The sequence below is a fragment of the Pseudodesulfovibrio portus genome (assembly GCF_026000375.1).
In the GTDB taxonomy this organism is placed as follows: domain Bacteria; phylum Desulfobacterota; class Desulfovibrionia; order Desulfovibrionales; family Desulfovibrionaceae; genus Pseudodesulfovibrio; species Pseudodesulfovibrio portus.
Genome location: NZ_AP026708.1, coordinates 2,853,377 through 2,875,623, shown reverse-complemented (window position 1 = coordinate 2,875,623; position 22,247 = coordinate 2,853,377). Strand labels below are relative to the sequence as shown.

Sequence of the window (22,247 nt, the reverse complement as noted above, 5' to 3'; positions counted from 1 at the left end):
ACGCTAGCCGACCTTGGGGCAGGCCTTGAGCGCCTCCTCAATATCCCGCTGGGGCAGTTCGAAGTTGGTCAGCAGCCCCTGGTTGAAGGCGTCGTAGGAGGCCAGGTCGAGCATGCCGTGGCCGGAGTACAGGAACACGATGACGTCGTCCGGGCCTGCGGTCTTGGCCGCTTCGATGGCCCCCTTGATGGCGTGGGAGGTCTCGGGCGCGGGCAGGAAACCCTCGGTCTGCATGAACAGCTTGGCCGCCTCGAAGCACTCGGTCTGGAAGTAGGCCACGGGATCGCACAGCCCCTCTTCCACGATATTGCAGACGATGGGCGCGTCGCCGTGGTAGCGCAGGCCGCCCGCGTGGATGGGCGCGGGCATGAAGTCATGGCCCAGGGTGTGCATCTTGACCAGCGGGGTGAGCCGGGCCATGTCGCCGAAATCGTAGCGGTATTCGCCGCGCGTCAGGGTCGGGCAAGCCTTGGGCTCCACCGCGATGAACTTGACCGGGTCGCCGTCGAGCTTCTGGGGCAGGAAGGGCAGGACCAGGCCGCCGAAGTTGGAACCGCCGCCCACGCAGCCGACCAGATGGGTGGCTTTCTCGCCGACCATTTCAAGCTGCTTCTGCACCTCCAGGCCGGTGATGGTCTGGTGGATGAGCACGTGGTTGAGCACGGAACCGAGGGCGTACTTGGTGTCGTCGCGGGTGGCCGCGTCCTCCACGGCCTCGGAGATGGCCAGGCCGAGGGAGCCCTTGCAGTCCGGATCGCGCTCCAGCATCTCGCGACCGGTGCGGGTCTGGTCGGACGGGGACGGATAGATGGTGCCGCCGTAAGTGTTGATGATCATCTTGCGGTACGGCTTCTGCTCGTACGAGACCTTGACCATGTAGACCACGCACTCCATGTCGTACTGGGCGCAGGCGAACGACAGGGCCGTGCCCCACTGGCCCGCGCCGGTCTCGGTGGCCAGCCGCTTAACGCCTTCCATCTTGTTGTAGTAGGCCTGGGGCACCGAGGTGTTGGGCTTGTGGGAACCGGCCGGGGAAACCGACTCGTCCTTGTAGTAGATCTTGCACTTGGCGCCGATGGCCTTTTCCAGCCTGTCGGCGCGTACCAGGGGCGAGGGACGCCAGATCTTGTACACGTCGAGGATTTCCTGCGGGATGTCGATGAACCGGTCCTGGCTCATTTCCTGGGCGATGAGCGAATCGGGAAAGATCGGAGACAGCATGTCCGGGGTCAGCGGCTCCATTGTCTGCGGGTTGAGGGGCGGAGCCATGGGGGTGGGCAGATCCGGCATGGGGTTGTACCACCGGGTCGGCATCTGATCCTGGGGCAAAAAGATTTTCTTAACGAACATGTGTTGTTCCTCCGAACAGTTTGAGGCCGGAATCGGGACGGTTGATCGAATCCCCCGCCTTTCCTCGGCGACCGATTGACAATAAAAAAACCACCGGACTCAACTCCAGCGGCTTCACTCGATCCCCAAACTGCGTGCACCAGCCACCGCCGACCCTCGGGACGACGGGAACACTTCAGCACGCAATCAGGAATCGGGCCGCTTGACGTTGCGCCACCCGCGTCCACAAAAATAAGTGTATGAGATGGGTGTTTTCATAAGAAATACCGTTACTCCCCCTGACAAGGCCAAGTCAAGACTGACGACAAAAACGTAGGCGCGATCAACGCATTTTTACCAATTCCGGGAGGATGTCCCCGGCCTTCCCGTGCAGGGCGAAATCCATGAACCCGCTGTTGGGCGTGGGTTCCAGGTTGATCTCCACGGTCACCGCGCCGTGGTCCTTTGCCAGTTGGAAGAAGGAGGCTGCGGGCTGCACCAGGCTGGACGTGCCGATGGACAGGAAGACGTCCGCCCCGGAGATGCGCTCGATGGCCAGCCTGAGCACGCCGGGCACCAGCGGCTCGCCGAACCAGACCACGCCAGGCCTGAGCATGTGCCCGCAGACCGGACATTCCGGCACGTCCGACAATTCGGAGCGGTCCTCGCGGGCATGCGTGCAGACCGTGCAGCGCACACGCCAGAGCGAACCGTGCATCTCCATGAGCTTCCTGGACCCCGCCAGCCCATGCAGGCCGTCCACGTTCTGGGTGATCAGCAGGAATTCCGGGACCTGCTCTTCCATCTTTGCCAGGGCGAAATGGGCCGGGTTCGGTTCGCACTTTCCCACCAACCCGCGCCGCCAGTTGTAGAACTCCCACACCAGTTCCGGGTGGGCGGCAAAGGCATCCGGCCGGGCCAGGTCCTCGGCCCTGTGCTGTTTCCACAGTCCGTCCTGCCCCCTGAACGTGGGCACCCCGCTCTCCGAGGACACACCCGCGCCGGTCAGGGCGACCACCTTGCGGGCACCGCTCAGCACCGCCTTCACCATTTCCAGATCAGCCTTCATGTCGTTTCCGATATCCTTTGTTTCCTGTTCATCCACATTTTTCCGCTTGAAAAAATCGGTTTTCGCCCCAGGCAGGGTACGCAAAAACCAGAAAAAAGTTCGCGAAAAAACCATTTTTGAGGGGCAATCGGCTCCCACAAACGGCTCGACCCCGATCAGAAAACGACCCATCCACCCCTGCGTCACTGCCGCCGGACAGCGCATCGGCTTGCAATCGGGCCGGATACGCGGCATAGTCCGCTACCGCAAATCGCGATACCAGTACAGATTCCCCATGAGAGAGGAGGACCAATTGGCTACCAAGACTGTATACTACATCGAAGGTGACGGCATCGGCCCCGAAGTTTGGAAGGCCGGTCGCCCCGTGATCGACGCCGCCGTGGAAAAAGCCTACGGCACAGAGAACGCGCTCGACTGGCAGCTGCTGCTGGCCGGTGAACGCGCCTTTAAGGAAACCGGCGAGCACCTGCCCAAGGCGACCATGGACGCCCTGGCCAATGCCGAGCTGGCCTTCAAGGGTCCGCTGAACACTCCGGTGGGCAAGGGCTTCCGATCCCTCAACGTCACCCTGCGCCAGGTCTTCGACCTCTACGCATGCATTCGTCCCATCAAATATTTCAAGGGGATAGAATCCCCGGTCAAGCGCCCCGACCTGGTTGACATGACCGTGTTCCGCGAGAACACCGAGGACGTGTACGCCGGTATTGAATACCAGTCCGGCAGCCCGGAAGCCAAGAAGTTAATTGAATTCCTGGTGGACGAGTTCGGTGCCAAGATCGACGCCACGGCGGGCGTGGGCATCAAGCCCATTACCCCGGCGGGCTCCAAGCGACTGGTCAAAAAGGCCCTGGATTTCGCCCTGGAACAGGGCAAGCCTTCCGTCACCCTGGTGCACAAGGGCAACATCATGAAGACCACCGAGGGCGGTTTCCGCGCCTGGGGTTATGAACTGGCCGAAGAGGAATACAAGGGCCGCGTCGTGCGCGAAGGCGAAGACGGCGAGGGTGTGATCATCAAGGACCGCATCGCGGACGCCATGTTCCAGAACGTGCTCATGTACCCGGAACAGTACTCCGTCATCGCCACCACCAACCTGAACGGCGACTATATCTCCGATGCCCTGGCCGCCCAGGTGGGCGGACTCGGCCTGGCGCCGGGCGTCAACATGGGCGACAAGCTCGCCTTTTTCGAGCCCACCCACGGCACCGCCCCGACCATCGCGGGCAAGGACATGGCCAACCCCGGCTCCCTGATCCTGTCCGGGGCCATGCTCCTTGAGCACATCGGCTGGCATGAAGCCGCCAACCTCATCCACAAGGCCGTGGAAAAGGGACTGGCCGACAAGAAGGTCACCGTGGACCTGGCCGCCCAGATCAGCGGCTCCACCCAGGTCGGCTGCCGGGAGTTCGGCGAAATCCTGCTCGGCAACCTCTAACGGTTCGCCCCACGTCACACCAAGGCCGCCCGGAATTCCGGGCGGCCTTTTTTTTGCCTGTGCCGCGATGTGAAATGGCACAAAACCTGCTTTGCATCTCCGATATACCCCATGCACGCAATCTGAAGCCCAAGGAGATATTTCGTGTACCTCAAGGAACTGCAGGAGAATTGGGACATTTTCGGCCAGGAGGACCCGCTCTGGGCCGTTTGTTCCGCTCCGGAAAAAAAGAACAACAAATGGAATATTCAGGATTTTTTCCAGACCGGCGTGGCTCGGATCGGTCGACTGCGTCAGTGGATGGACGAGAACGGCCTGCCGGGCCAAAGGAAGGCGGCACTGGACTTCGGCTGCGGAGTCGGCAGATTGACGCAGGCCCTGTGCGGCCATTTCGATACCTGCGTGGGCGTGGACATCGCACCGTCCATGATCAAGAAGGCCAAGGAATTCAACCGGCACGGCAGAAAGTGCGTCTACCGCCTCAACGAGGACAACAACCTGCAGTCGTTCCCGACCGGTTCCTTTGACCTCGTTTATACCGAACACGTGCTCCAGCACATCCGGCCACAGGTCGCCCTGCACTATATCGCCGAATTCGTCCGCGTGCTCAAACCCGGCGGGCTGGCCTATTTCCACTGCCCCAGCCAGGCTCCCTCATACGCCTATCCCGAGGACGGCATTCTGTGCTCCGTCGAAGCCGTCCCCGAGGCTCTGAGCATGTCCGTGGGCTCCGTGGCCGAGTTGCCGGTGAAGGTGACCAACACCTGCGCCCACCCCATCGGCACCGGGGAAGGCGTCAACGCCCCCGCCAAGATCGTCCACCATTGGCTCGACCTGAACTCCGACGCCGCATACCACAACCACGGCTACCTGAACTTTCCGGCAGGAGTCGTCCAGCCCGGCGAAACCATGGAAATGGACTACAAGGTCCCCTCCCCGGGAGAGCCGGGCGAATACGTCCTGGTGCTGACCCCGGCGGACTACTTCGGCAGGCCCATCGGCAACGGGGACAACGCGGCCAGCGTCCCCACCCTGGTCCGCCGGCGGGAAGAGGCGGCGGAGTCCGAACCGACCGTCAGCGCCAAGCGTCCCCGCAGCGAATCGCACGTGGTGCCGGAAGAGCTCGTCAGGACAGTGGTGGAAGCTGCGGGCGGCCGCATCGTCGACGTCGTCAGCCGGCAGAAGGAACTCGGCGGCCTTCGTACTTCCTATTATTACGTCACCCGCTGAACCCGCCCCGCCACTCTCCCGGCATGGCCCGAGCAGGAACGGTTTCGATATTAATTGTTGCTAAATCCACGGTGGTCTACTATGTCAAAACCATGCCTGAAAACGACAAACGCATCCTGATATTGGGCGTTGGAAATATCCTGTTCACGGACGAGGGCTTCGGCGTCAGAGTGGCCGAGGAACTGGAGCAGCAGTACGAATTTTCCGAGAATGTCACGGTCCTTGACGGCGGCACCCTGGGGCTGAAGCTCATGGGGCCGATCATGGAATCGGACTACCTGATCATCGTGGATATCGTGCTCAACGAATCCGCGCCCGGCGAAGTGCACCGGCTGCTGGGCGAGGACCTGAACAAGGCCTGCGCCTTCAAGAATTCAATGCACCAGACCGACCTGCTCGACACCCTGTCCAACTGCAGCATCCTGGGCAGCGTGCCCCAGGACGTGGTCCTGTACGGCATCGAGCCGGTCAACTACAAGGACATGTCCGCGGCCCTGTCCCCGGAGCTTGAGGCCAAGCTGCCCGAAGTCATGGAACTGGTGCTCGATGAAGTGACCGAGGCCGGCGGGACCTATATTCCACGCTCGGCCGACAACCCTGCAATGGAGAAAATCTATGTGCCTCGCGATACCAGCGGAAATTCTTGAGATAGAAGACGGCGTCGCCACCTGCAAGGTGGGTGAGGGCAACACCACGGTCCAGGCGTCGATCATGCTCCTCGACGAGGAAGTGACCCTCGGCGACTACATCATCATCCACGCGGGTTTTGCCCTGCGCAAGCTCGACCACAAGGAAGCCCAGGAGACCCTCAAGATCCTGCGCGACATGGTCGATCTCATGGGCGGCGAGAACTACCGGCACGAAATGCTGTAACCGCCGGACACACGACGCAAAAAGGCCCGGGACCGCATGGTTCCGGGCCTTTTTGCGTCCGCTAGTGACTGACGGTCTTGGAAAAGAGATTGATGACCGCCACGCCCGCCACGATGAGCCCCATGCCGATGACCGCCGGAAGGTCCGGGATCTGTTTGTAGATCACGGCCCCGGCCACGCCGATGAGCACGATGCCCGCCCCGGCCCAGATGGCGTAGGTCACGCCCATGGGGATGTAGCGAAGCACATGGCTGAGGAGATAGAAGGCCAACCCGTAGCCGACGACCACCACGACGCTCGGGCCGACCCGGGTGAACCCCTGGGAGGCCTGCAATGCGGTCGTGCCGATGACTTCGGCCAGGATGGCCATGGAAAGATACAGATATCCCATGATGCCTCGCGGTTCCGGGTTATGCCCGCATCTTCTTGCCGGGCATGAATGAGGTTCGCAAAAATGTGGGTGAGGCAAAGGCCAGCGGATTGCGCACCACCAGATCGGGCAGGATATGGTACCACCGGTAGCCCTGCCCCCGGAAGTAGGACCGCGCCTTGTCCAGGTGCCCTGTCTCCCGGGCCGCGTGCAGGGCCGCGTCCCGCTGGCACCGCGACCGGGCCAGGGGCCTGAGTATCCGCTCGCTGAACCCGTAGCGCACGAACATGGCCTTGATCCGCCGGTACTCCCTGTGCCGCGACACTCCGTCGGCAAGGGCGAACACCGCAACCACCAGCCAGCACAGCCCCCACCAGCCAAGCACCGCCGCTGCCGGGACATCCCCGGACGACCACCGGGCCACCCCCGCGCCCTTCAAACCAAAGGCAAGCGCAAGGGACGCCCCGCCCGTCATATACGGCCAAGGCGCGGCCTTCACATACCGCAAGACACTCTTCATCCGATCCTTCATACCAGACCCCTAGCCCACCTTTCCCCGCCGGTCAATTTTCAACCTACCCCACTTGATCAAATCCTCTCCTTCCCCCTTTCCTCCTGTCTTTCGGCGAAGAAGCAAAGCGGCCCTTCGCCCTCTTCCCCGGCACCGTGAGGCTTGGGAGAGTGGTGCAGATGTGCATTTTCTCGGGTACCGGCCGACCGGAGGCGTAGCAGCGCTACGGTGAGGATCGGACGGTGCCCGAAAAATGTGCAGATGCGCCGCTATCGCAAGCCGACGCCACAGCCCCGGACGCAAAAAAAAGAGGGCCCGGCAAAGCCGAGCCCTCTGTTTTTTGCGTCCGGGGCTGTGCTTACAGCACGCGGAACTTTTTGACGTTACCGGTCTTGTTGTCGATAACGTGCACGCCACAGGCGATGCAGGGGTCATAGGAGTGGACGGTACGCAGGATCTCGACCGGGCGTTCCGGATCGGCGATCGGGGTGTTGTCCAGCAGAGCCTCTTCGGTCGGGCCAGGGATGTCCTGATCACAGCGGGGGCCGAGGTTCCAGGTGGACGGAACGACCAGCTGGAAGTTTTCGATCTTGCTGTTCTTGATGTTGATCCAATGGCTCAGGCCGCCGCGGGGAGCGTTGACGTAACCGACACCCTGTGCTTCGGCGGGCATATCCCAATCCTTGCAGATGTCGAGGTCGCCCTTGGCGATGTTTTCCTTGAGGTCATTGACCCAGTCAGCGGTCTTGAGGGCGGTGACGAGGCATTCAATGCCGCGGGCACCGGTGCGGCCCAGGGTGGAGAACAGGGCTGCGGGACCGACGCCGAGCTTTTCAAGCACGAAGTTGACGTACTTGACGAACTCGGGCTGACCCAGGCCGTAGTTGACCAGGCAGGTGGCGAGGGGACCGACTTCGGTGGCTTTGCCATCGTAGCGGGGGGCCTTCATCCAGGAGTACTTGGTCTTGTCGTCCAGGCTGGTGTACATGGGATCGGTGACGCCTGCGTAGGGATGCTTCGGGGAATCATCCTTGTACCAGGAGTGCTTGACATGCTCTTCGACCATTGCGGGGTCAAAGGCCTGCACGTTGCCGATGTCACGGTTGAAGATGACGCCCGGCTTGACGTAGCGGGAGTTCAGATCCGCTTCGCCGCCCTGTGCGGGGTATTCGCCGAAGCTCATGAAGTTGGTGGTACCGCCGATGGCAGCCCAATCCTTGTAGTAGCTGGCAACGGCCAGGAGATCCGGGATGTAGCAATCCAGGATGAAGTCCATGATCTCGCTGTACAGACCCAGGAAGTCATTGATGTACTTGTCGGTCAGACCTTCGTAACAGGTCACGCCGCCCATGACGGTGAACTGGGTGTGCGGGTTCTTGGCGCCCCAGATGGCCATGGCCCGAGCGCATTTGACCTGCATGTGCAGGGCGTTCAGGTAGTGGTTGGTGGCCAGCAGGTTGACCTCGGGCGGCAGCACGTATGCGGGATGGCCGCCGAGGAAGTAGGCGTTGGTGAAGATGCCGAGACGACCGGAGTCGACGATGCCCTTGACGGTGTCCTTGGTCTTCTGAAGGTCTTCCTTGGAGGAGACGATCTTGGGATCGGGGCGCACGGTCGCGGCAACGGCCACGGCGATTTCAGCGGTCTTGGCGACATCGGCGTTCAGGCAGTCTGCCACGTCGACGAAGTCAAGAGCATGCAGGTGATAGAAGTGAACGATATGGTCATGCAGGAACTGCGCGGCCATCACCAGGTTACGGATGATGGTGGCGTTGTGGGGCAGGACCTTATCGACGCCGACGGCGTTGTCGACGGCGCGGGTGGAAGCGAGCGCGTGCACGTAGGTGCAGACACCGCAGGAACGCTGGGTGAAGTGCTGTGCATCGCGGGGATCACGGCCCTTCAGGATGATTTCCAGACCGCGGAACAGCTGGGAGCTGCTGCGGACGTCTATGATTTTGCCGTTTTCAACGACGGCCTCAATGCGAAGGTGACCCTCGATCCTGGTGACCGGATCCACGACTACATCGTGTTTCCCGTGCATCGGAGCGGCTTTCGGGGAGCAACCAGACATATTGTATCCTCCTTAAGAATTCGTTGTCTGCGTGAGTTGAACGAAACCGAGCAAATCTCCCGACTAGAGTTCGGTGAGATCGGCGTAGAAGTAGGTTTCGCCATCCCAATCCTTACCATCCCAGAAATCGGGCTGGGAGCAGCCGATGCAGGGGTGGCCGGACTGAACGGGCCAGTTGTACTGGTTGAACTTGACCGTCGGGCAGTTGTTGTAGGTCTCGGGACCACGACAACCGAGCTTACGCAGACACCAGCCCTTGCGAGCTTCCTCGGAACCGAAGGAAGGAGCGAACTGGTCATTGTCAAAGAATTCCTGCCTGGGGCAGTTGTCATGAACGGACTCGCCGTAGAAGGGAACCGGACGACCGGCGTCGTCGAGTTCGGGCACGCCCTTGGTCAGGAAGTGCACGATGGTGCCGACCAGGGAGAACGGGTTCGGGGGACAGCCGGGCACGTTGATGATGGCCTTGCCCGGGAACAGTTCGCCGATGCCCTTGGCGGCAGTCGGGTTCGGGGCGGCTTTCTGCACGCCACCGTAGGAAGCGCAGGTACCGTACGTGATGGTAGCGGCTGCTGCTTCCACGACCTTGGTCGTGTTTTCCAGCATGGTGTGACCGCCGACCTTGCCGTGTCCGCCGGGCTCCATGGCAGTACCGGCCGGAGCAGTGGGAACGCCACCTTCGATAACGGCGACGAATCCGCCCTTATCGACGGTATCCCACAGAGCCTTCTCTGCCGCGTGACCCGCTGCCGCCATGATGGTCTCATGGTAGTTCAGCGAGATGTAGTCCAGAATGAGAGCGTCGATGTAAGGTTCGACGGTCCTCAGGATGGACTCGGAACAACCCGTACATTCGGCATTGTGCAGCCAAACGACGTCAGGCCTGTTGTCAGCTGTGAGGGCTTCGGCGACCTTCGGGGCGAAAGCCGGACCCATGCCCATCACTGCGGCCACGGTTCCGCAGAACTTCATGAAATCACGACGAGAGACGCCGCGTTTTTCCAGCCGTTCCACGGCTCCTTCCTTGCCATGACCTACGGAAAATTTCATAGAACACCTCCGTAATAAAATGAGTCTGTTATACGTGAGAACACCGTTATTCTCTTGCATAACCGTCGGGCACAAGCCCGAACTCGGACCTAAACCGTTTTTGTCACGATTTCGATAAAAGTGACACGATTAACATTCTTTTCCCGAGTTCGTGCTATAACCCCCCGGAAAAATTAATTAACATTCTCGTAGCCCGGTTTACAAACAAAATCAATAGGGAAGTCAAAAAAATTTCAAGCTAAACGGCAAACTAGACTCCATATCGGGCCATTGTTAAAAAATTCGCAATTCATCATTACACCGGGAACCGGCCCCCGCCAAAGGAAAGCCCTTCCCAGACCACGGGGGCCGGCTGTTCAGCGTCCGGCATCCCTGGCTTCCGAGCCGGATCGTAACGCCATTGACTTGTCGGCGAGCCCCTGTATAGGAATATGGTAGAATCAGTTTTTCCTGGGCCGCAGGATACCCGGAGGTGAGACAAATCATGAATGTCATCGTCGACCTATCAATATTTCCAATGGATAAGGCGGGAACGAGCCTGAGCCCCTATGTAGCCCGCGTCATCGACATCATCCGCGACTCGGGTCTGAAGCACGAGCTGAACCCCATGGGGACCTGCATCGAGGGCCGGTGGGACGACGTCATGCGGGTCGTGGACGCCTGCTACCGGGAACTCGAAACCGATTCGGACCGCATCTATATATCAATGAAGGCGGACTGCCGCAGGGGTCGGCAGGACGGCATGGACGCCAAGATCAGAAGCGTCCGGGAAAAACAGCGTTGAGCCGCGCCATGCCGGATTCCATCCCCCCACCTTCCCCCCGACGCGAAACCGAAGCGACAGCCCCGATGCAGCATTCGGCAGCCAGTTCAACCTGCCTGAAATTCCTGACCCGCATCCTCCCTCCCCTGCTGATTGCGACCCTGATCTTCATGGCCGCCTTCGGCTATGTCATGCTCAGGGAAACCCGCTCTGAAATCGACCGGAACGTGGCCATGTTCGCCGACTCCCTGATTCCCGTCATCGACGACCTGCTGTGGAATTTTCAGCAGGAGGAACTGTCCAGCGCACTGGCCACCCTGTCCAGCAATCCGGCCATGCGTCGGGCCGAGATATTCGATTCCAACAACGAACTCTTCGTGGCCTACGGCGATCCGCCCGACCGGGACGCGCGCGCCGTCGAAGCCCCCATACTGCACCCGTTGACCGACGGAACGGCCAGACGCCTCGGCAGGCTGGTGGTCCACTACGATTATTCCAAGGCCGAGACGACGCTCATGGCCCACTTCATCGGCCAGGTGATCCGCCTGCTGATCATCATCATGGTCATGCTCGTCAGCGGATACTTCGCCTACCAGCGGGTCATCGGCAGGCCCCTCGGGCTGCTCCTGAACGGCATCAGGGAAACGAACTCCGAAGGGAAGCCTGGCATGGTGCAATGGGACGGCAACGACGAGATCGGCGAAATCATCCACGCCCACAACAGGATGGTCAAACATCTCTCCGACAAGGAATCCGCCCTGGCCGAGAGCGAACAGCGCTACCGGCAGTTGTTCGACAACGCCATGATCGGCATCTTCGAAACCAGCAAAGAGGGGAACATCCGCAACGCCAACGCCACCGTGGCCGATATCCTGGCCTACCCCTCGGTCGACGCCCTCCTGGAGGTGGACCTCGAACGCCACTACGTCGACCCCAAGGACCGGCTGAAGCTCTGGGAAATCCTGCTCACGAAAGGCCGCGTCACCAACTACCGGGTCCAGCTCCGGCGGGCCGACGATGTCGTCATCTGGGCGGAGCTGTCCGGCAAGCTCAACCCGGACGGCTCGTTCAACGCCACCCTGGAGGACGTGACCGCCCAGAGGGCCGCACGACAGGCGGTCGTTGAACGGGACGAGCTGCACCGCGCCTTCTTTGAAGAAAACAATGCGGTCATGCTCCTCCACGACCCCATGGACCTGACCATCCAGTTCGTAAATCCGGCGGCCTGCCTGTTCTATGGATACTCCGAGGCGGAACTGACCTCCATGACCATCCGCGACCTGAACTCCATGGACGACGCGGAGATTTTCGAGGAACTCAAACATGCGGCGGACGAAAAGAGGGGATATTTCAAGCAGGTCCACACGCTCAAGAGCGGCACGAGGCGGGACGTGGAGGTCTTTACCGGACCGGTCTCCATCGGCAGGCGCCAGCTCCACTACTCCATCGTCCACGACGTGACCGAAAAGCGGCGGATGGAAGCCCGGCTCAAACGCATGGCCACCCGCGACCAGCTCACCGGGACCTATAACCGGCATGCCTTTTTCGAAAAGGGCAAAAAGGAAATCGCGCGCGCCCAGCGCTACGGGCATCCGCTTTCCCTGCTCATGCTCGACCTGGACAAATTCAAGAACGTCAACGACGCCCACGGTCACTCCGTAGGCGACGAGGTGCTGCGCGTGTTCGCCCTGCGCTGCCGGGCGGGCCTGCGCGAAACGGACATCTTCGCCAGGCTGGGCGGAGAGGAGTTCGCGGCCCTGCTGGTCGAGACCGATGAGGAAACGGCCGTGGCCGTGGCCGAACGCATGCGCAGGACGGCCGCCGACGAACCCATCGTCACCGAGGCCGGGGAGATGGCCGTGACCATCAGCATCGGCATGGCAGCGCTCCAGGACAAAGAGGGCATGGCGATCCTCCTGCAGCGGGCGGACAAAGGGCTCTACGAGGCCAAGGCGGCAGGTCGAAACCGCGTGCGAAAGAACTGAGCCGACGTCCCATTCTCTTGTAACCAACCGGAATTCTGGTATGGTGTGAACGCAATCACCCATCACCAAGGAGCGTAAGTGACCATCGTAAGCCAGCAAGCCCTGCAGATGAAACAGGTTTCCCGCGGGAACTATCTGATGCGCAACGCGCTGAAGCACAACGTTATCTTCAACGAGGGGTCCAAGGGGGATGCGGCCTATATCCTGACCGAAGGCAAGATCGAGATTTCCGGCGTGATCGAGGGTCACAAGAAAGTCTTCGCCATCCTGACCCCCATATCCATATTCGGCGAAATGGCGCTTTTCCTGGACGACGGCGTGCGGACGGCCACGGCCATCGCCCTGGAGGATTCCAAGGTCATCGTGGTCACCAAGGACGACCTGGAGGAATTCATGCGGGAATCGCCCAAGGTCATCGCCTCCATCATCACCGTGCTGGTCAGCCGCCTCAAGACCACCACCCGGAAAGCGCTCAAGGTGCCGAGCATCGGCCTCGGCGTGGTCCGCATCCTTGACCTCTTTTCCACCTGCGGCAAGATGGAGCTCAAGTACGACGCCACGGTCAAGACCCTGTCCGACACTTTCCTGACCACCCCGGAAAAAATCGAGCAATACCTCCTCGGCCTGGCCGACCAGGGCCTCCTGGCCGTTGGCCGGGACCAGAACGACATCCGCATCATCCGCATCCGGGAGCGGGACATGCTCAACGCGGTGATGCAAAATAAATTCTGACCCGCCGCATGACCGATTTCATCACCACCGAACTGCACACGGCCCGATGCCTGCTGCGCCCCTGGCGTACCGAAGACATCCCGCTGGTGCCGCCCATCGCCGACACGCGGGCCATCTCCTGGAACACCTCGCTCAAGTTTCCCCACCCCTACGGCGAAGAAGCCGCCAGGACCATGGTCTCCTGGTCGCAGGCCGATGCGGGCGTGGACAAATGGCAATTCGCCGTTTTCAAGGACGGGCAACTCATCGGCGGCTGCGGCACCATCCGGGGCGAGGACGTGCACGCCCACACGGCCGTGGTGGGGTACTGGCTCGGCGTGGACTGGTGGGGCCGGGGCATCGCATCCGAAATCCTGGCCGCGCTGGTGGATTACATGCGCGAGGAGACCGACATCGAGCAGCTCACGGCCACGTGCTTCGGCTGGAACCCGGCCTCGCGCCGCGTACTCGAAAAAGCCGGTTTCCGGAACGAGGGCGTGCGCAAGGGCGTGGTCAAGAAGTGGGGTAAAACCACGGACCTGTGGGTATACGGGATGCTGCTCTAGTCCAGGGCCACCAATTCCAGGTCGCCCCAGGCAGCCACCTTCTGATCATATTGGGCAAAGACCCCGTCCAGGCCTTGCGCCGCCAGCTCCTTGGCGCGCCTGAGCACCCGGTCCATGTCCGCCTCGCTCCGCAACTCGTTGCACAGGGCCGTGGCTGCCGCGTCCGCGAACCGGGCGTCCCGGGCCCGCACGGCCACGAGGTCGCCGGTGCCGAGGCTCAGGGAGTGGCCGATGGTGGAACTGGAAGCGCAGACCGACACGGGGAACGCCCCGGCCTCGATGCGCAGCCCGATGGACGCGCCCGACCCCGGATCGGCCAGCAGGGCCACCACCCGCTCGCGGGTGGAGCACAAAAAGGTGTCGCCGCCGTTTTCGACGAGAATGTTGGGGCTCTGGCCTACAAACGCCTCGCCCACGGCCTGGGCCACTGCCCCGGCCACGGCGGCCATGGGCCCGACCCCGCAGGCGCGGCCCGCATGGGCCATGGCCCGCACCACCTCCGGCGCGTCCTCAGGCACGTCCACGGGAACCAGGGACTCTGCGAAATCCGGGTGGAACATGATCCAGTTCTTGATCTCCCCCCGCACCCCGGCCACAAAGGCCGCGATCTCGTCGCGCAGGTCCTGCTCGGCCACGATGAGCAGATCGGTCTGCTCCATGGCGACCTGGAACCGGACCTCGCCGCTTCCGGGCCTGACCGCGTCACGATACGCCCGGTCTGTGGAAAGATGGCGACCCGCCACTACCAACCCCTCCGGGGCGATGTTCCCAAAAGGGAACAGACAAGGAACAGCTTTACGAACACGTTATCCACACTCTCCTTAAAAGGACCTGCAAGCCCGCCCGCATTCCACCTCGACCACATACTCCCACCCCATCGAAACCCACGCGAATGCGCAAGAAAAAAGTTCAAGAAAGGAAATGGGATGGCACCCTAAAAGCCTTCGTCCGCGTTGATCAGGACGACCTGGATGCGGCCCTTGGGGAAGGACTTTTCGGTGATGGTCCAGACGTTGCAGATTCGCTGGGGCGAATCGCAGTCCATGCAGTAGCCCGTCTTGACGCACGGGGTCTTCATGTCCAGGCGCATGGTGTTGACCGGAGCCACATATTGCTTGATGCGCTCCATGGCCCGCTCCAGGTCCGGGACGATCTTGTTGCGCCCCACCAGGACGACCACGTTTTTGGGGCCGAAGGTGATGGCCCCGGTGCGGTTGCCGTACATGTCGAGGTTGACCAGATGGCCCTCCTCGGTCACGGCATTGGTCCCGCAGAAAAAACAGTCCACCAGCAGCGCCTGGCGGCGGCGCTCGTATTTCTCCTCGTTCGACAGGGACTTGTCCCAGGTGTCCAGGGCCTCGTACTGATCGCCGTCGCGCAGGGTCTCGTACAGGCCGGAGGAGGAAAAGGTCACGGAACCGCCCCAGGACACGGTTTTGGGCTCGAGCGCCGGAAGGATCTCCTCGAGGGCCACACGCCTGGCGTCTTCCAGGGAGTCGGCCATGTGGACATCGAACCCGTTTCGGGCCAGGGCTTCCTTGACGGTCCGGAGGTTCAGGCGAAAGTAGTTGTCGATGGGCTTGTCCATGACGCCTCCCTTATAGTAATGATATTATGTGCCGATGGCGAAACCGGCTTTTTTTTCTCGCCAACCGCTGGAAAAACCTGTAGCAGAATTCCCGGTCGCCCGGAAGCGGACCGGCTGGAAAGGAACCGAAATTTCATCTTGACGGTGGTCGGACCAGCGGTTATATCCTTCCGTTCAACGCAACTTCAGCAAATTATCACTCTTTTAGGAGACTATAGATATGAAACGCACTTACCAGCCCAGCAAATGCCGTCGCAAAAGAACCCACGGTTTCCTGGTGCGCTCCCGCACCAAAAACGGTCGTGCCGTGCTCCGTCGCCGTCGCGCCAAAGGGCGTAAGAGATTAGCCGTCTAGCTTGGAACAAGGAGCGCCGGCTGCTCAAAAGCCCTGAATTCAAGGTGTGTTACGAACAGGGCAGGAAGCACTTCACCACAAGTTTCATCCTGTTCGTCTGCAAGCGTGACGAGCCCTTCGGCGGACTCCGCCTGGGGCTGACCGTCAGCAAGAAGATGGGGCATGCAGTGGCGCGAAACCGTATTAAGAGGGTGGTGCGCGAGTATTTCAGGCTGCATCAATTCGATTTTGAACTGCCTCTCGATATTGTCGTCGTTCCGAAGCGGAACCTTGAGGCCAAGCAGCTCACTCTCGCCCTCGCCACAGACGAGTTTACCCCGCTCCTGACACGAATCAGGAAGGATGCGGCGGCCTCATAGAGAGGACATGATGCGCTCACTTTTCCTGGCGCTCATCTGGTTGTACCGCAAACTCATCTCCCCCTTGCTGCCTCCGGCATGCAGGTTCGTTCCCACGTGCTCCGAATACGGACAGGAAGCGATCATGCGCCACGGGGCTTTCAAAGGGGGTCTTCTTACGCTTTGGCGTCTCCTTCGTTGCCAGCCTTTTTGCCGCGGGGGCTACGACCCCGTCCCGGCCGTTTGGCCTGATTTCCGAACCAAAGCGAGATTCATCCCATGGAAAAGAAGGAGCAAGTCCGTCTTGTAATCGCCCTGGTCCTGAGCGCTGCCGTCCTCTTCGGATGGCAGTACATCATGGCCCCCTCTGCAGAGGAGCAGGCCGAGATGGCCCGCAAGGCCGCAGAGGCTGAACAGAAGACGGCCGCCCTGACCCAGCAACAGGCACCCGCAGCCCAGGCAGCAGCCGACGCCGCACCCGCCGCCGAATTCATTCCCACCGCCGGAACCCCGGTCACGGTGGATACCCCGCTTTACACCGCCACCTTCAATTCCCAGGGCGGCATCCTCGAGAAATTCGTCCTCAAGAATTACCGCGAGACCATCAAGGCGGGCTCCCCCAACGTCGACCTCGTCGGCAAGAACGCCTTTGCCAAGGGTCCCCTGGGCCTGATCCTGACCAAGAACGACAAGGAATACCACACCTGGAAGCGCGGCCAGTGGGCCTTTGACGGCTCCGACGTCACCGTGTCCGCCGGAGACGAAGGCAAGACCCTGACCTTCACCGGCCAGAGCGGCGACTTCCGCATCGAGCGCGTGCTCACCTTCCACGCGGACTCCTATCTCATCGAGGAATCCACCACGGTCACCAACCTGAGCTCCACCGGCGTGGAAGGTGCCCTGTCCTACACGGCCGCCGCCAAGTCCATGTCCGCCGAGGACGACCGGTACAACCCGACCAAGGTCGTCTACCTGACCGACGAGACCCGCGAGGAAATGAGCGACCGCGACGACCTCAAGGAAGAGGGCATGTCCGCCGCGACCGGCCTCAAGTGGGGCGCCATCGAATCCAACTATTTCCTGTTCGCCATCATGCCCTCCAGCACGGAGAGCTCCCTGTCCGCAGGCGTGCAGGACGACATCTTCCGCATGGCCGTGACCGAGGAAGCGACCTTCCTGCCCAACGTGGCCAAGACCCTGAAGGCGTCCTACTTCATCGGCTCCACGGACCGCGAAATGCTGGCCAAGATGCCCAACGACCTGAACGAGACCGTGAACTTCGGCTGGTTCGACTTCCTGGCCAAGCCGCTCCTGATCGGCCTGAACTTCTTCTATGACTACGTGGGCAACTACGGCGTGGCCATCATCATCCTGACCATCATCATCAAGCTCATCTTCTGGCCCCTGTCCCAGAAGAGCTACGCCTCCATGGAACAGATGAAGAAGCTCCAGCCCATGGTCGCCAAGCTCCGCGAAAAGTACGGCGACGACAAGCAGCGCCTCAACCAGGAGACCATGGCCCTGTACAAGACGTACAAGGTCAACCCCATGGGCGGCTGTCTGCCCATGGTGGTGCAGATCCCGGTCTTCTTCGGCCTGTACAAGGCCCTGCTCGGCGCGGTCGAGCTGCGTCACGCCCCGTTCATCGGGCACGTGCCGTTCACCGACCTGCCCTGGCTGGCCGACCTGTCCGCCAAGGACCCGTATTACATCACGCCCATCATCATGGGCGCGTCCATGTTCCTGCAGCAGAAGATGACCCCGAGCGCCGGCGATCCGACCCAGCAGAAAATCATGCTGCTCATGCCCGCGGTCTTCACCTTCATGTTCCTGCAGTTCCCGTCCGGCCTGGTCATCTACTGGCTGTTCAACAACCTCCTGTCCATCGGTCAGCAGTTGATGATCGCCCGCGCCTCCAAGGCCAAGGCCGCAGCGTCCAACGAATAACGGTTCCGGGGCCTCAAATCACCCGGCACGAGTAAAGAAAGGATACGTAAATGAGCGACTTCAAAGAATTCCAGGGCAAAGACCTGGACGAAGCCATCGAGTCCGCTTGCGATTACTTCAACCTGAAACGGGACCGGCTGGAAATCGAAATCCAGTCCGGCGGATCCTCCGGCATCTTCGGCATCATGGGTGTCAAGAAGGCCACGGTGAAGGCCCGCCCCCGCGCCCAGGTGAACGCGACGGACATCCTCCGGGACGAGGAAAAACCGGCCAAGCCCAAACGGGAGTCCAAACCCAAGGCCAAGCCCAAAAAGGCCGAAAAGCCCGAGGCCGCGCCCGAAGTGATCGACGACGAGGACGCGATTCTTGACGAGCCCAACGGCAACCTCATCCCTGAAGACGACTTCAACGACGTCAACGGCAACATGATCCAGCCCGAGGAGGCTCCGCGCCAGGAGCGCAAGCCCCGCGAACGCAAGCCCCGCCAGGCCCGGCCCGAAAAGCCCCGCCGCGAGCGCAAGCCGCGCGAGGTCAAGCCCAGGGAGCCCCGCGAGGAACGCCCCCGCACCGACCTCTCCACCCTGGACCCGAACGTGCTCGAAGCCGAGGTGCGCGAGATCATGGTCAAGCTGCTCGACCCCATCGTGGGCGAGACGACCATCGACATCACCATCGAATCCGACCGCGTCAAGGTCTTCATCGACGACGAGGAGAACTCCGGCCTGATCATCGGTCGCGAAGGCCAGACCCTGTCCTCCATCCAGTACCTGGTCAACCGGCTGGCCTCCCGCAAGATGGAAGCCTCCATCCGCGTCCAGGTGGACACCGGCGACTACCGCGAGCGCCAGGACGACAAGCTCAGGCAGATCGCCTGGCACCTGGCCGACAAGGCGGACAACCTGGGCCGGACCCAGTCCACCAAGCCCCTGTCCTCCTACCACCGCCGCGTGGTGCACCTTGCCCTCCAGGACAACGAGACCGTGTTCACCCGCTCCAAGGGCGAAGGCCCCATGAAGCGCGTGCTGATCGTTCCCAAGAGCCGCAAGAACGGCAGCCGCGCCCGCTACTAACGCTTCGAGCAGCGAGCCTGAAGAATAACGGAAGGGCCGCCCCGATTGGGCGGCCCTTTTTTATTGTAGGGAAAGGAAGAGTAAGAGAAAAGGCAAGTTGGTTTGCTGTAGATTGGCCGCGCTCCGCGAACGGGCTGTGTCTGTCATCTTTACTTTGTGTTTCGCCTTTACGGCGACGTACTTTTGGGCCGGAGCGACCAAAAGTAAGCAAAAGTCGCTCTTGTGATCTTCGTTTCTCCGCCCCCAAACCGGCTGAGAATCTGATCCAAACAGCCCGCTCCCGGATCGCCATGTCTTCGCTGCGCTTCGACGCGATCCGAAAAAGCCGCTTTCGCTGTTTGGTCAGCTTCTAGGCCTTGTTTGGTTTAATGGCTAGAGTAAAGTATAGTGAAATCTAGGACGATCACCCTTCCAGTTAACCCCTCATTCATAAATTTATACTTGCTTATTCTTGCAAAAGATCAACTTTGCTTGTTGATCCTTATAACGGAGCTTTAGACTATCTCTAATCGTATGAATGAGTATTATCGCTTGATTATAATCGCCAAATGAAATCTCTCGGTCCATAAAATCACTATCCTTAGCAAGCCACATGTGCACTCTATTCCTCAACTTTCTAAGATCGTCCAATTGCTCCATCTCATTTTCAGAGAGTTCCAACATGCCATGATGAATCAAATGAACAACAGCCTGTTGAAAGGAGTAATTCTTGGCTGCTTTTATATAATTTGCACAGTTCTTGTTTTCTTTACATACTCGCTTCTGTCTCATGCAACAATTGTGTGCGGTCTGGATAAAACCGTATGCTATTGATTCTATAATGGAAAAAACATGCAATGTCGCAATCCTAAATAAAACTGTTCCCACACTCAAGCCTATATGAAATCGATTTACAATAAAGTTCAATAAATCAGTTGATTAAAGAGAGTAAGCAATATTCGATCTGACTTTGACGTCATCAATCAAAGCATGAAGTTCATACTCTTCACGGAAATAGTTTGCTGTTCGTATATAGTCGTTTGGGAGCCAAATCCTCTCATCTTTCAGCAACTTAGGCTGTTCATTTGGAGAATTGATGTTATTATCCGCAAGTAATTGCTCACTTTGCCTAAATTGGCTTTCGATTTGTTTGGGTAAGGCTTTATAATCAATTTCCCAACTATTTTTGGGAACAAGGACGATCAACGCCATACCCAATGCCAAGCGCCGCACCAGCCCTGTTCTGGGGGCTTAGAATCTGACCGCGAGGGGGCGGCGGCTCCCGTCAGGTGACACGAGCGTATTTGATTGGCGGTTGAATTCTCTCGGAGAGGCACAGCGTATCGCCCACCCCGGATGGGAGCCGCCTCCGAGCGGATCAGCTTCTTGCCACCAAACTCGGGCGGCCGCGCTCGAAAAAGCGCTTTTTGGTTCCTTTTTGCCGCTTAGCAAAAAGCAACCGCCGCCCGCGGAGGGCTCGCCAAAGGCGAAATTGTCTTTATGGCGGGGCAACGCCCCGGCTCTCCTCCAAAAGCCTTCCAACCCCGCCGCCAGAGGCGGCCCTCCTTTTCCCTTTTGCCTTTCAAAAAAAGCTGCTGTACAACCCAGCCATGCTTGATCCGCGCCTCGCCAAAGACACCATCGCCGCCATCGCCACCCCGCCCGGGGACGGCGGGGTCGGCATCGTCCGCATTTCCGGCTCCCGCAGCCGGGAGATCGCCGAGGAGCTGTTCCGCGCCGCGAAACCGGCCTTCACCGGCCTTGTCCCATACCGGCTGCACTACGGGCACATCCTGGACAGTGACGGCGTGGAGCTGGACGACGTGCTGTGCGCGTTCATGCCCGGTCCCAAGTCGGTCACCGGCGAAGACGTGGTGGAGATCAACTGCCACGGCGGACGGGCCGTTCTGGCGGCGGTGCTGCAGGAAGCCCTCGACCGGGGCGCGCGCCTGGCCGAACGCGGCGAGTTCACCTACCGCGCCTTCATGAACGGGCGCATGGACCTGTCCCAGGCCGAGGCCGTGGCCGAAATGATCCACGCACCGACCAAGGCGGCCATGCACCTGGCCCAGGTCAAGCTGTCCGGCGTGCTCGGCGCGAAGATCGCGGACCTGCGCGCCCGGCTCGAACACCTGCGTGCCCAACTGACCGTGGCCGTGGACTTTCCCGACGACGAGGTGGAATGCCTCGCCCCGGAGGAGCTGATCGCCACATCAGCCGAGGTGCGCACCGAGATCGACGGCCTGCTTGCCGCCGTGGACCGGACCAGGGCGTGGCGCGAAGGCGCGCTGGCGGTCCTGGCCGGGCCGGTCAACGCGGGAAAATCCAGCCTCATGAACGCGCTGCTGGGGCGGACGCGGGCCATTGTCACGGACCAGCCCGGCACCACCCGCGACTATCTTGAGGAGACCGTCAACCTGGACGGCCTGACAATCAGGCTGGCCGACACCGCGGGCATGCGCCGGACCGACGACGTCATCGAAGCCGCAGGGCTGGAAATGGGCCGCGAGCTCATGGACCGCGCCGACCTGGTGCTGCTCCTGGCCGACGGGACCCTGCCCCTGAGCGACGAGACGCTGGCCACGGCTGGTTCCCTTGACGCGGCCAAGACCCTTGTCGTGCTCAACAAGTCCGACCTCGCAACTTTCGACGCAAAACTCGGGCAGCCGCTGGCGGACCTCGGCCTCGAAGTCATGGACGTCTCCGCCAAGACCGGCGCCCGCATCGACGCCCTCTGCTCCCGCGTCCGGGAGCGCATCCTCAAGGGTGCGGGGCAGCCCGACCCGGACGAGATCGCGCCCAACGCCCGACAGGCCGCCGTATTGGACGAAGCCGCCGAGGAGCTGCTCGGCCTGGAACAGGACACGGCGGCCGGAATTCCCTACGACCTCCTGGGCGTGCGCCTGGAAACCGCCTGCTCCACGCTCTCCGGCATCACCGGCGAGATCGCATCCGCCGACGTTCTCAACTCCATCTTCGACGCATTCTGCATAGGGAAATAAAT

Annotated in this window: 23 protein-coding genes; 14 read left to right on the top strand and 9 right to left on the bottom strand. The window is 60.9% G+C overall.

The annotated features are described in order from the left end of the window. Nucleotides 1–3: 3 nt before the first annotated feature. Both OO730_RS13715 and OO730_RS13710 read right to left on the bottom strand, forming a co-directional pair. The gene (locus tag OO730_RS13715; RefSeq protein WP_264982038.1) at nt 4–1,350 is read right to left on the bottom strand and encodes a TrpB-like pyridoxal phosphate-dependent enzyme; all 1,347 of its coding nucleotides are present in this window, start codon (nt 1,348–1,350) and stop codon (nt 4–6) included. A 322-nt stretch (nt 1,351–1,672) separates the two neighbouring features. Next, the gene (locus OO730_RS13710; protein WP_264982037.1) at nt 1,673–2,398 is read right to left on the bottom strand and encodes an SIR2 family NAD-dependent protein deacylase; all 726 of its coding nucleotides are present in this window, start codon (nt 2,396–2,398) and stop codon (nt 1,673–1,675) included. A 292-nt stretch (nt 2,399–2,690) separates the two neighbouring features. Here OO730_RS13710 and icd point away from each other — a divergent pair, with 292 nt between their 5' ends. From icd to OO730_RS13690, 4 genes are all read left to right on the top strand, one after another. Next, the gene (gene icd, locus OO730_RS13705) at nt 2,691–3,833 is read left to right on the top strand and encodes an NADP-dependent isocitrate dehydrogenase (RefSeq protein WP_264982036.1); all 1,143 of its coding nucleotides are present in this window, start codon (nt 2,691–2,693) and stop codon (nt 3,831–3,833) included. 144 nt (nt 3,834–3,977) lie between these two features. Further along, complete coding sequence (locus tag OO730_RS13700) at nt 3,978–5,063, top strand: class I SAM-dependent methyltransferase (RefSeq protein WP_264982035.1); 1,086 nt, start codon at nt 3,978–3,980, stop codon at nt 5,061–5,063. A gap of 92 nt (nt 5,064–5,155) precedes the next feature. Continuing rightward, nucleotides 5,156–5,710, top strand: a complete 555-nt coding sequence (locus tag OO730_RS13695; RefSeq protein ID WP_264982034.1) for a HyaD/HybD family hydrogenase maturation endopeptidase — start codon at nt 5,156–5,158, stop codon at nt 5,708–5,710. Beyond that, nucleotides 5,679–5,936, top strand: coding sequence for a HypC/HybG/HupF family hydrogenase formation chaperone (locus tag OO730_RS13690; RefSeq protein WP_264982033.1), 258 nt, complete (start codon nt 5,679–5,681; stop codon nt 5,934–5,936). The genes OO730_RS13695 and OO730_RS13690 overlap by 32 nt, the downstream gene beginning before the upstream one ends. 61 nt (nt 5,937–5,997) lie before the next feature. Here OO730_RS13690 and OO730_RS13685 read toward each other — a convergent pair whose 3' ends face one another. The 4 genes from OO730_RS13685 to OO730_RS13670 form a co-directional block, all read right to left on the bottom strand. Beyond that, a complete protein-coding gene (locus tag OO730_RS13685; protein ID WP_264984167.1) occupies nt 5,998–6,330 on the bottom strand; it encodes an SMR family transporter in 333 nt (110 codons plus the stop codon). A gap of 16 nt (nt 6,331–6,346) precedes the next feature. Next, the gene (locus OO730_RS13680; RefSeq protein ID WP_264982032.1) at nt 6,347–6,838 is read right to left on the bottom strand and encodes a hypothetical protein; all 492 of its coding nucleotides are present in this window, start codon (nt 6,836–6,838) and stop codon (nt 6,347–6,349) included. Nucleotides 6,839–7,175: 337 nt separating this feature from the next. After that, on the bottom strand, nt 7,176–8,891 hold the full coding sequence (locus OO730_RS13675) for a nickel-dependent hydrogenase large subunit (RefSeq protein ID WP_264982031.1): 1,716 nt from the start codon (nt 8,889–8,891) through the stop codon (nt 7,176–7,178). A 63-nt stretch (nt 8,892–8,954) separates the two neighbouring features. Beyond that, nucleotides 8,955–9,941, bottom strand: coding sequence for a hydrogenase small subunit (locus tag OO730_RS13670; protein WP_264982030.1), 987 nt, complete (start codon nt 9,939–9,941; stop codon nt 8,955–8,957). Nucleotides 9,942–10,425: 484 nt separating this feature from the next. Here OO730_RS13670 and OO730_RS13665 point away from each other — a divergent pair, with 484 nt between their 5' ends. From OO730_RS13665 to OO730_RS13650, 4 genes are all read left to right on the top strand, one after another. After that, nucleotides 10,426–10,725, top strand: a complete 300-nt coding sequence (locus OO730_RS13665; RefSeq protein WP_264982029.1) for an MTH1187 family thiamine-binding protein — start codon at nt 10,426–10,428, stop codon at nt 10,723–10,725. A 65-nt stretch (nt 10,726–10,790) separates the two neighbouring features. After that, nucleotides 10,791–12,689, top strand: coding sequence for a sensor domain-containing diguanylate cyclase (locus OO730_RS13660; protein ID WP_264982028.1), 1,899 nt, complete (start codon nt 10,791–10,793; stop codon nt 12,687–12,689). A 78-nt stretch (nt 12,690–12,767) separates the two neighbouring features. Further along, a complete protein-coding gene (locus OO730_RS13655; protein WP_264982027.1) occupies nt 12,768–13,421 on the top strand; it encodes a Crp/Fnr family transcriptional regulator in 654 nt (217 codons plus the stop codon). 8 nt (nt 13,422–13,429) lie between these two features. Continuing rightward, a complete protein-coding gene (locus OO730_RS13650; protein WP_264982026.1) occupies nt 13,430–13,966 on the top strand; it encodes a GNAT family N-acetyltransferase in 537 nt (178 codons plus the stop codon). Here the strand turns inward: OO730_RS13650 and OO730_RS13645 are convergent. Continuing rightward, nucleotides 13,963–14,709 (bottom strand): UPF0280 family protein, encoded by a 747-nt coding sequence (locus OO730_RS13645; RefSeq protein ID WP_264982025.1) that lies wholly within the window; start codon nt 14,707–14,709, stop codon nt 13,963–13,965. The genes OO730_RS13650 and OO730_RS13645 overlap by 4 nt on opposite strands. A 191-nt stretch (nt 14,710–14,900) precedes the next feature. Beyond that, nucleotides 14,901–15,554, bottom strand: coding sequence for a lactate utilization protein (locus OO730_RS13640; protein ID WP_264982024.1), 654 nt, complete (start codon nt 15,552–15,554; stop codon nt 14,901–14,903). A 220-nt stretch (nt 15,555–15,774) separates the two neighbouring features. On the opposite strand from OO730_RS13640, the gene rpmH reads away from it, so the two are divergent. The 5 genes from rpmH to OO730_RS13615 are packed head-to-tail and all read left to right on the top strand — an operon-like array spanning nt 15,775 to nt 19,264. After that, nucleotides 15,775–15,909, top strand: a complete 135-nt coding sequence (gene rpmH, locus OO730_RS13635) for a 50S ribosomal protein L34 (RefSeq protein WP_097012604.1) — start codon at nt 15,775–15,777, stop codon at nt 15,907–15,909. Beyond that, nucleotides 15,897–16,268 carry a ribonuclease P protein component gene (gene rnpA / locus OO730_RS13630; protein WP_264984166.1) on the top strand — a complete coding sequence of 124 codons (372 nt, stop codon included), beginning with the start codon at nt 15,897–15,899 and terminating at the stop codon, nt 16,266–16,268. Before rpmH ends, rnpA begins: the two co-directional genes overlap by 13 nt. After that, on the top strand, nt 16,252–16,557 hold the full coding sequence (yidD, locus tag OO730_RS13625) for a membrane protein insertion efficiency factor YidD (protein WP_323373358.1): 306 nt from the start codon (nt 16,252–16,254) through the stop codon (nt 16,555–16,557). Before rnpA ends, yidD begins: the two co-directional genes overlap by 17 nt. Then, complete coding sequence (yidC, locus tag OO730_RS13620) at nt 16,527–18,194, top strand: membrane protein insertase YidC (RefSeq protein ID WP_264982023.1); 1,668 nt, start codon at nt 16,527–16,529, stop codon at nt 18,192–18,194. The genes yidD and yidC overlap by 31 nt, the downstream gene beginning before the upstream one ends. Before the next feature lie 50 nt (nt 18,195–18,244). Further along, nucleotides 18,245–19,264 (top strand): Jag family protein, encoded by a 1,020-nt coding sequence (locus OO730_RS13615; RefSeq protein ID WP_264982022.1) that lies wholly within the window; start codon nt 18,245–18,247, stop codon nt 19,262–19,264. 918 nt (nt 19,265–20,182) lie between these two features. On the opposite strand, the gene OO730_RS13610 is transcribed toward OO730_RS13615, so the two are convergent. Next, a complete protein-coding gene (locus OO730_RS13610; protein WP_264982021.1) occupies nt 20,183–20,455 on the bottom strand; it encodes a hypothetical protein in 273 nt (90 codons plus the stop codon). A 398-nt stretch (nt 20,456–20,853) separates the two neighbouring features. Here OO730_RS13610 and mnmE point away from each other — a divergent pair, with 398 nt between their 5' ends. Continuing rightward, on the top strand, nt 20,854–22,245 hold the full coding sequence (gene mnmE, locus OO730_RS13605) for a tRNA uridine-5-carboxymethylaminomethyl(34) synthesis GTPase MnmE (protein WP_264982020.1): 1,392 nt from the start codon (nt 20,854–20,856) through the stop codon (nt 22,243–22,245). The last annotated feature ends 2 nt before the right edge of the window (nt 22,246–22,247 follow it).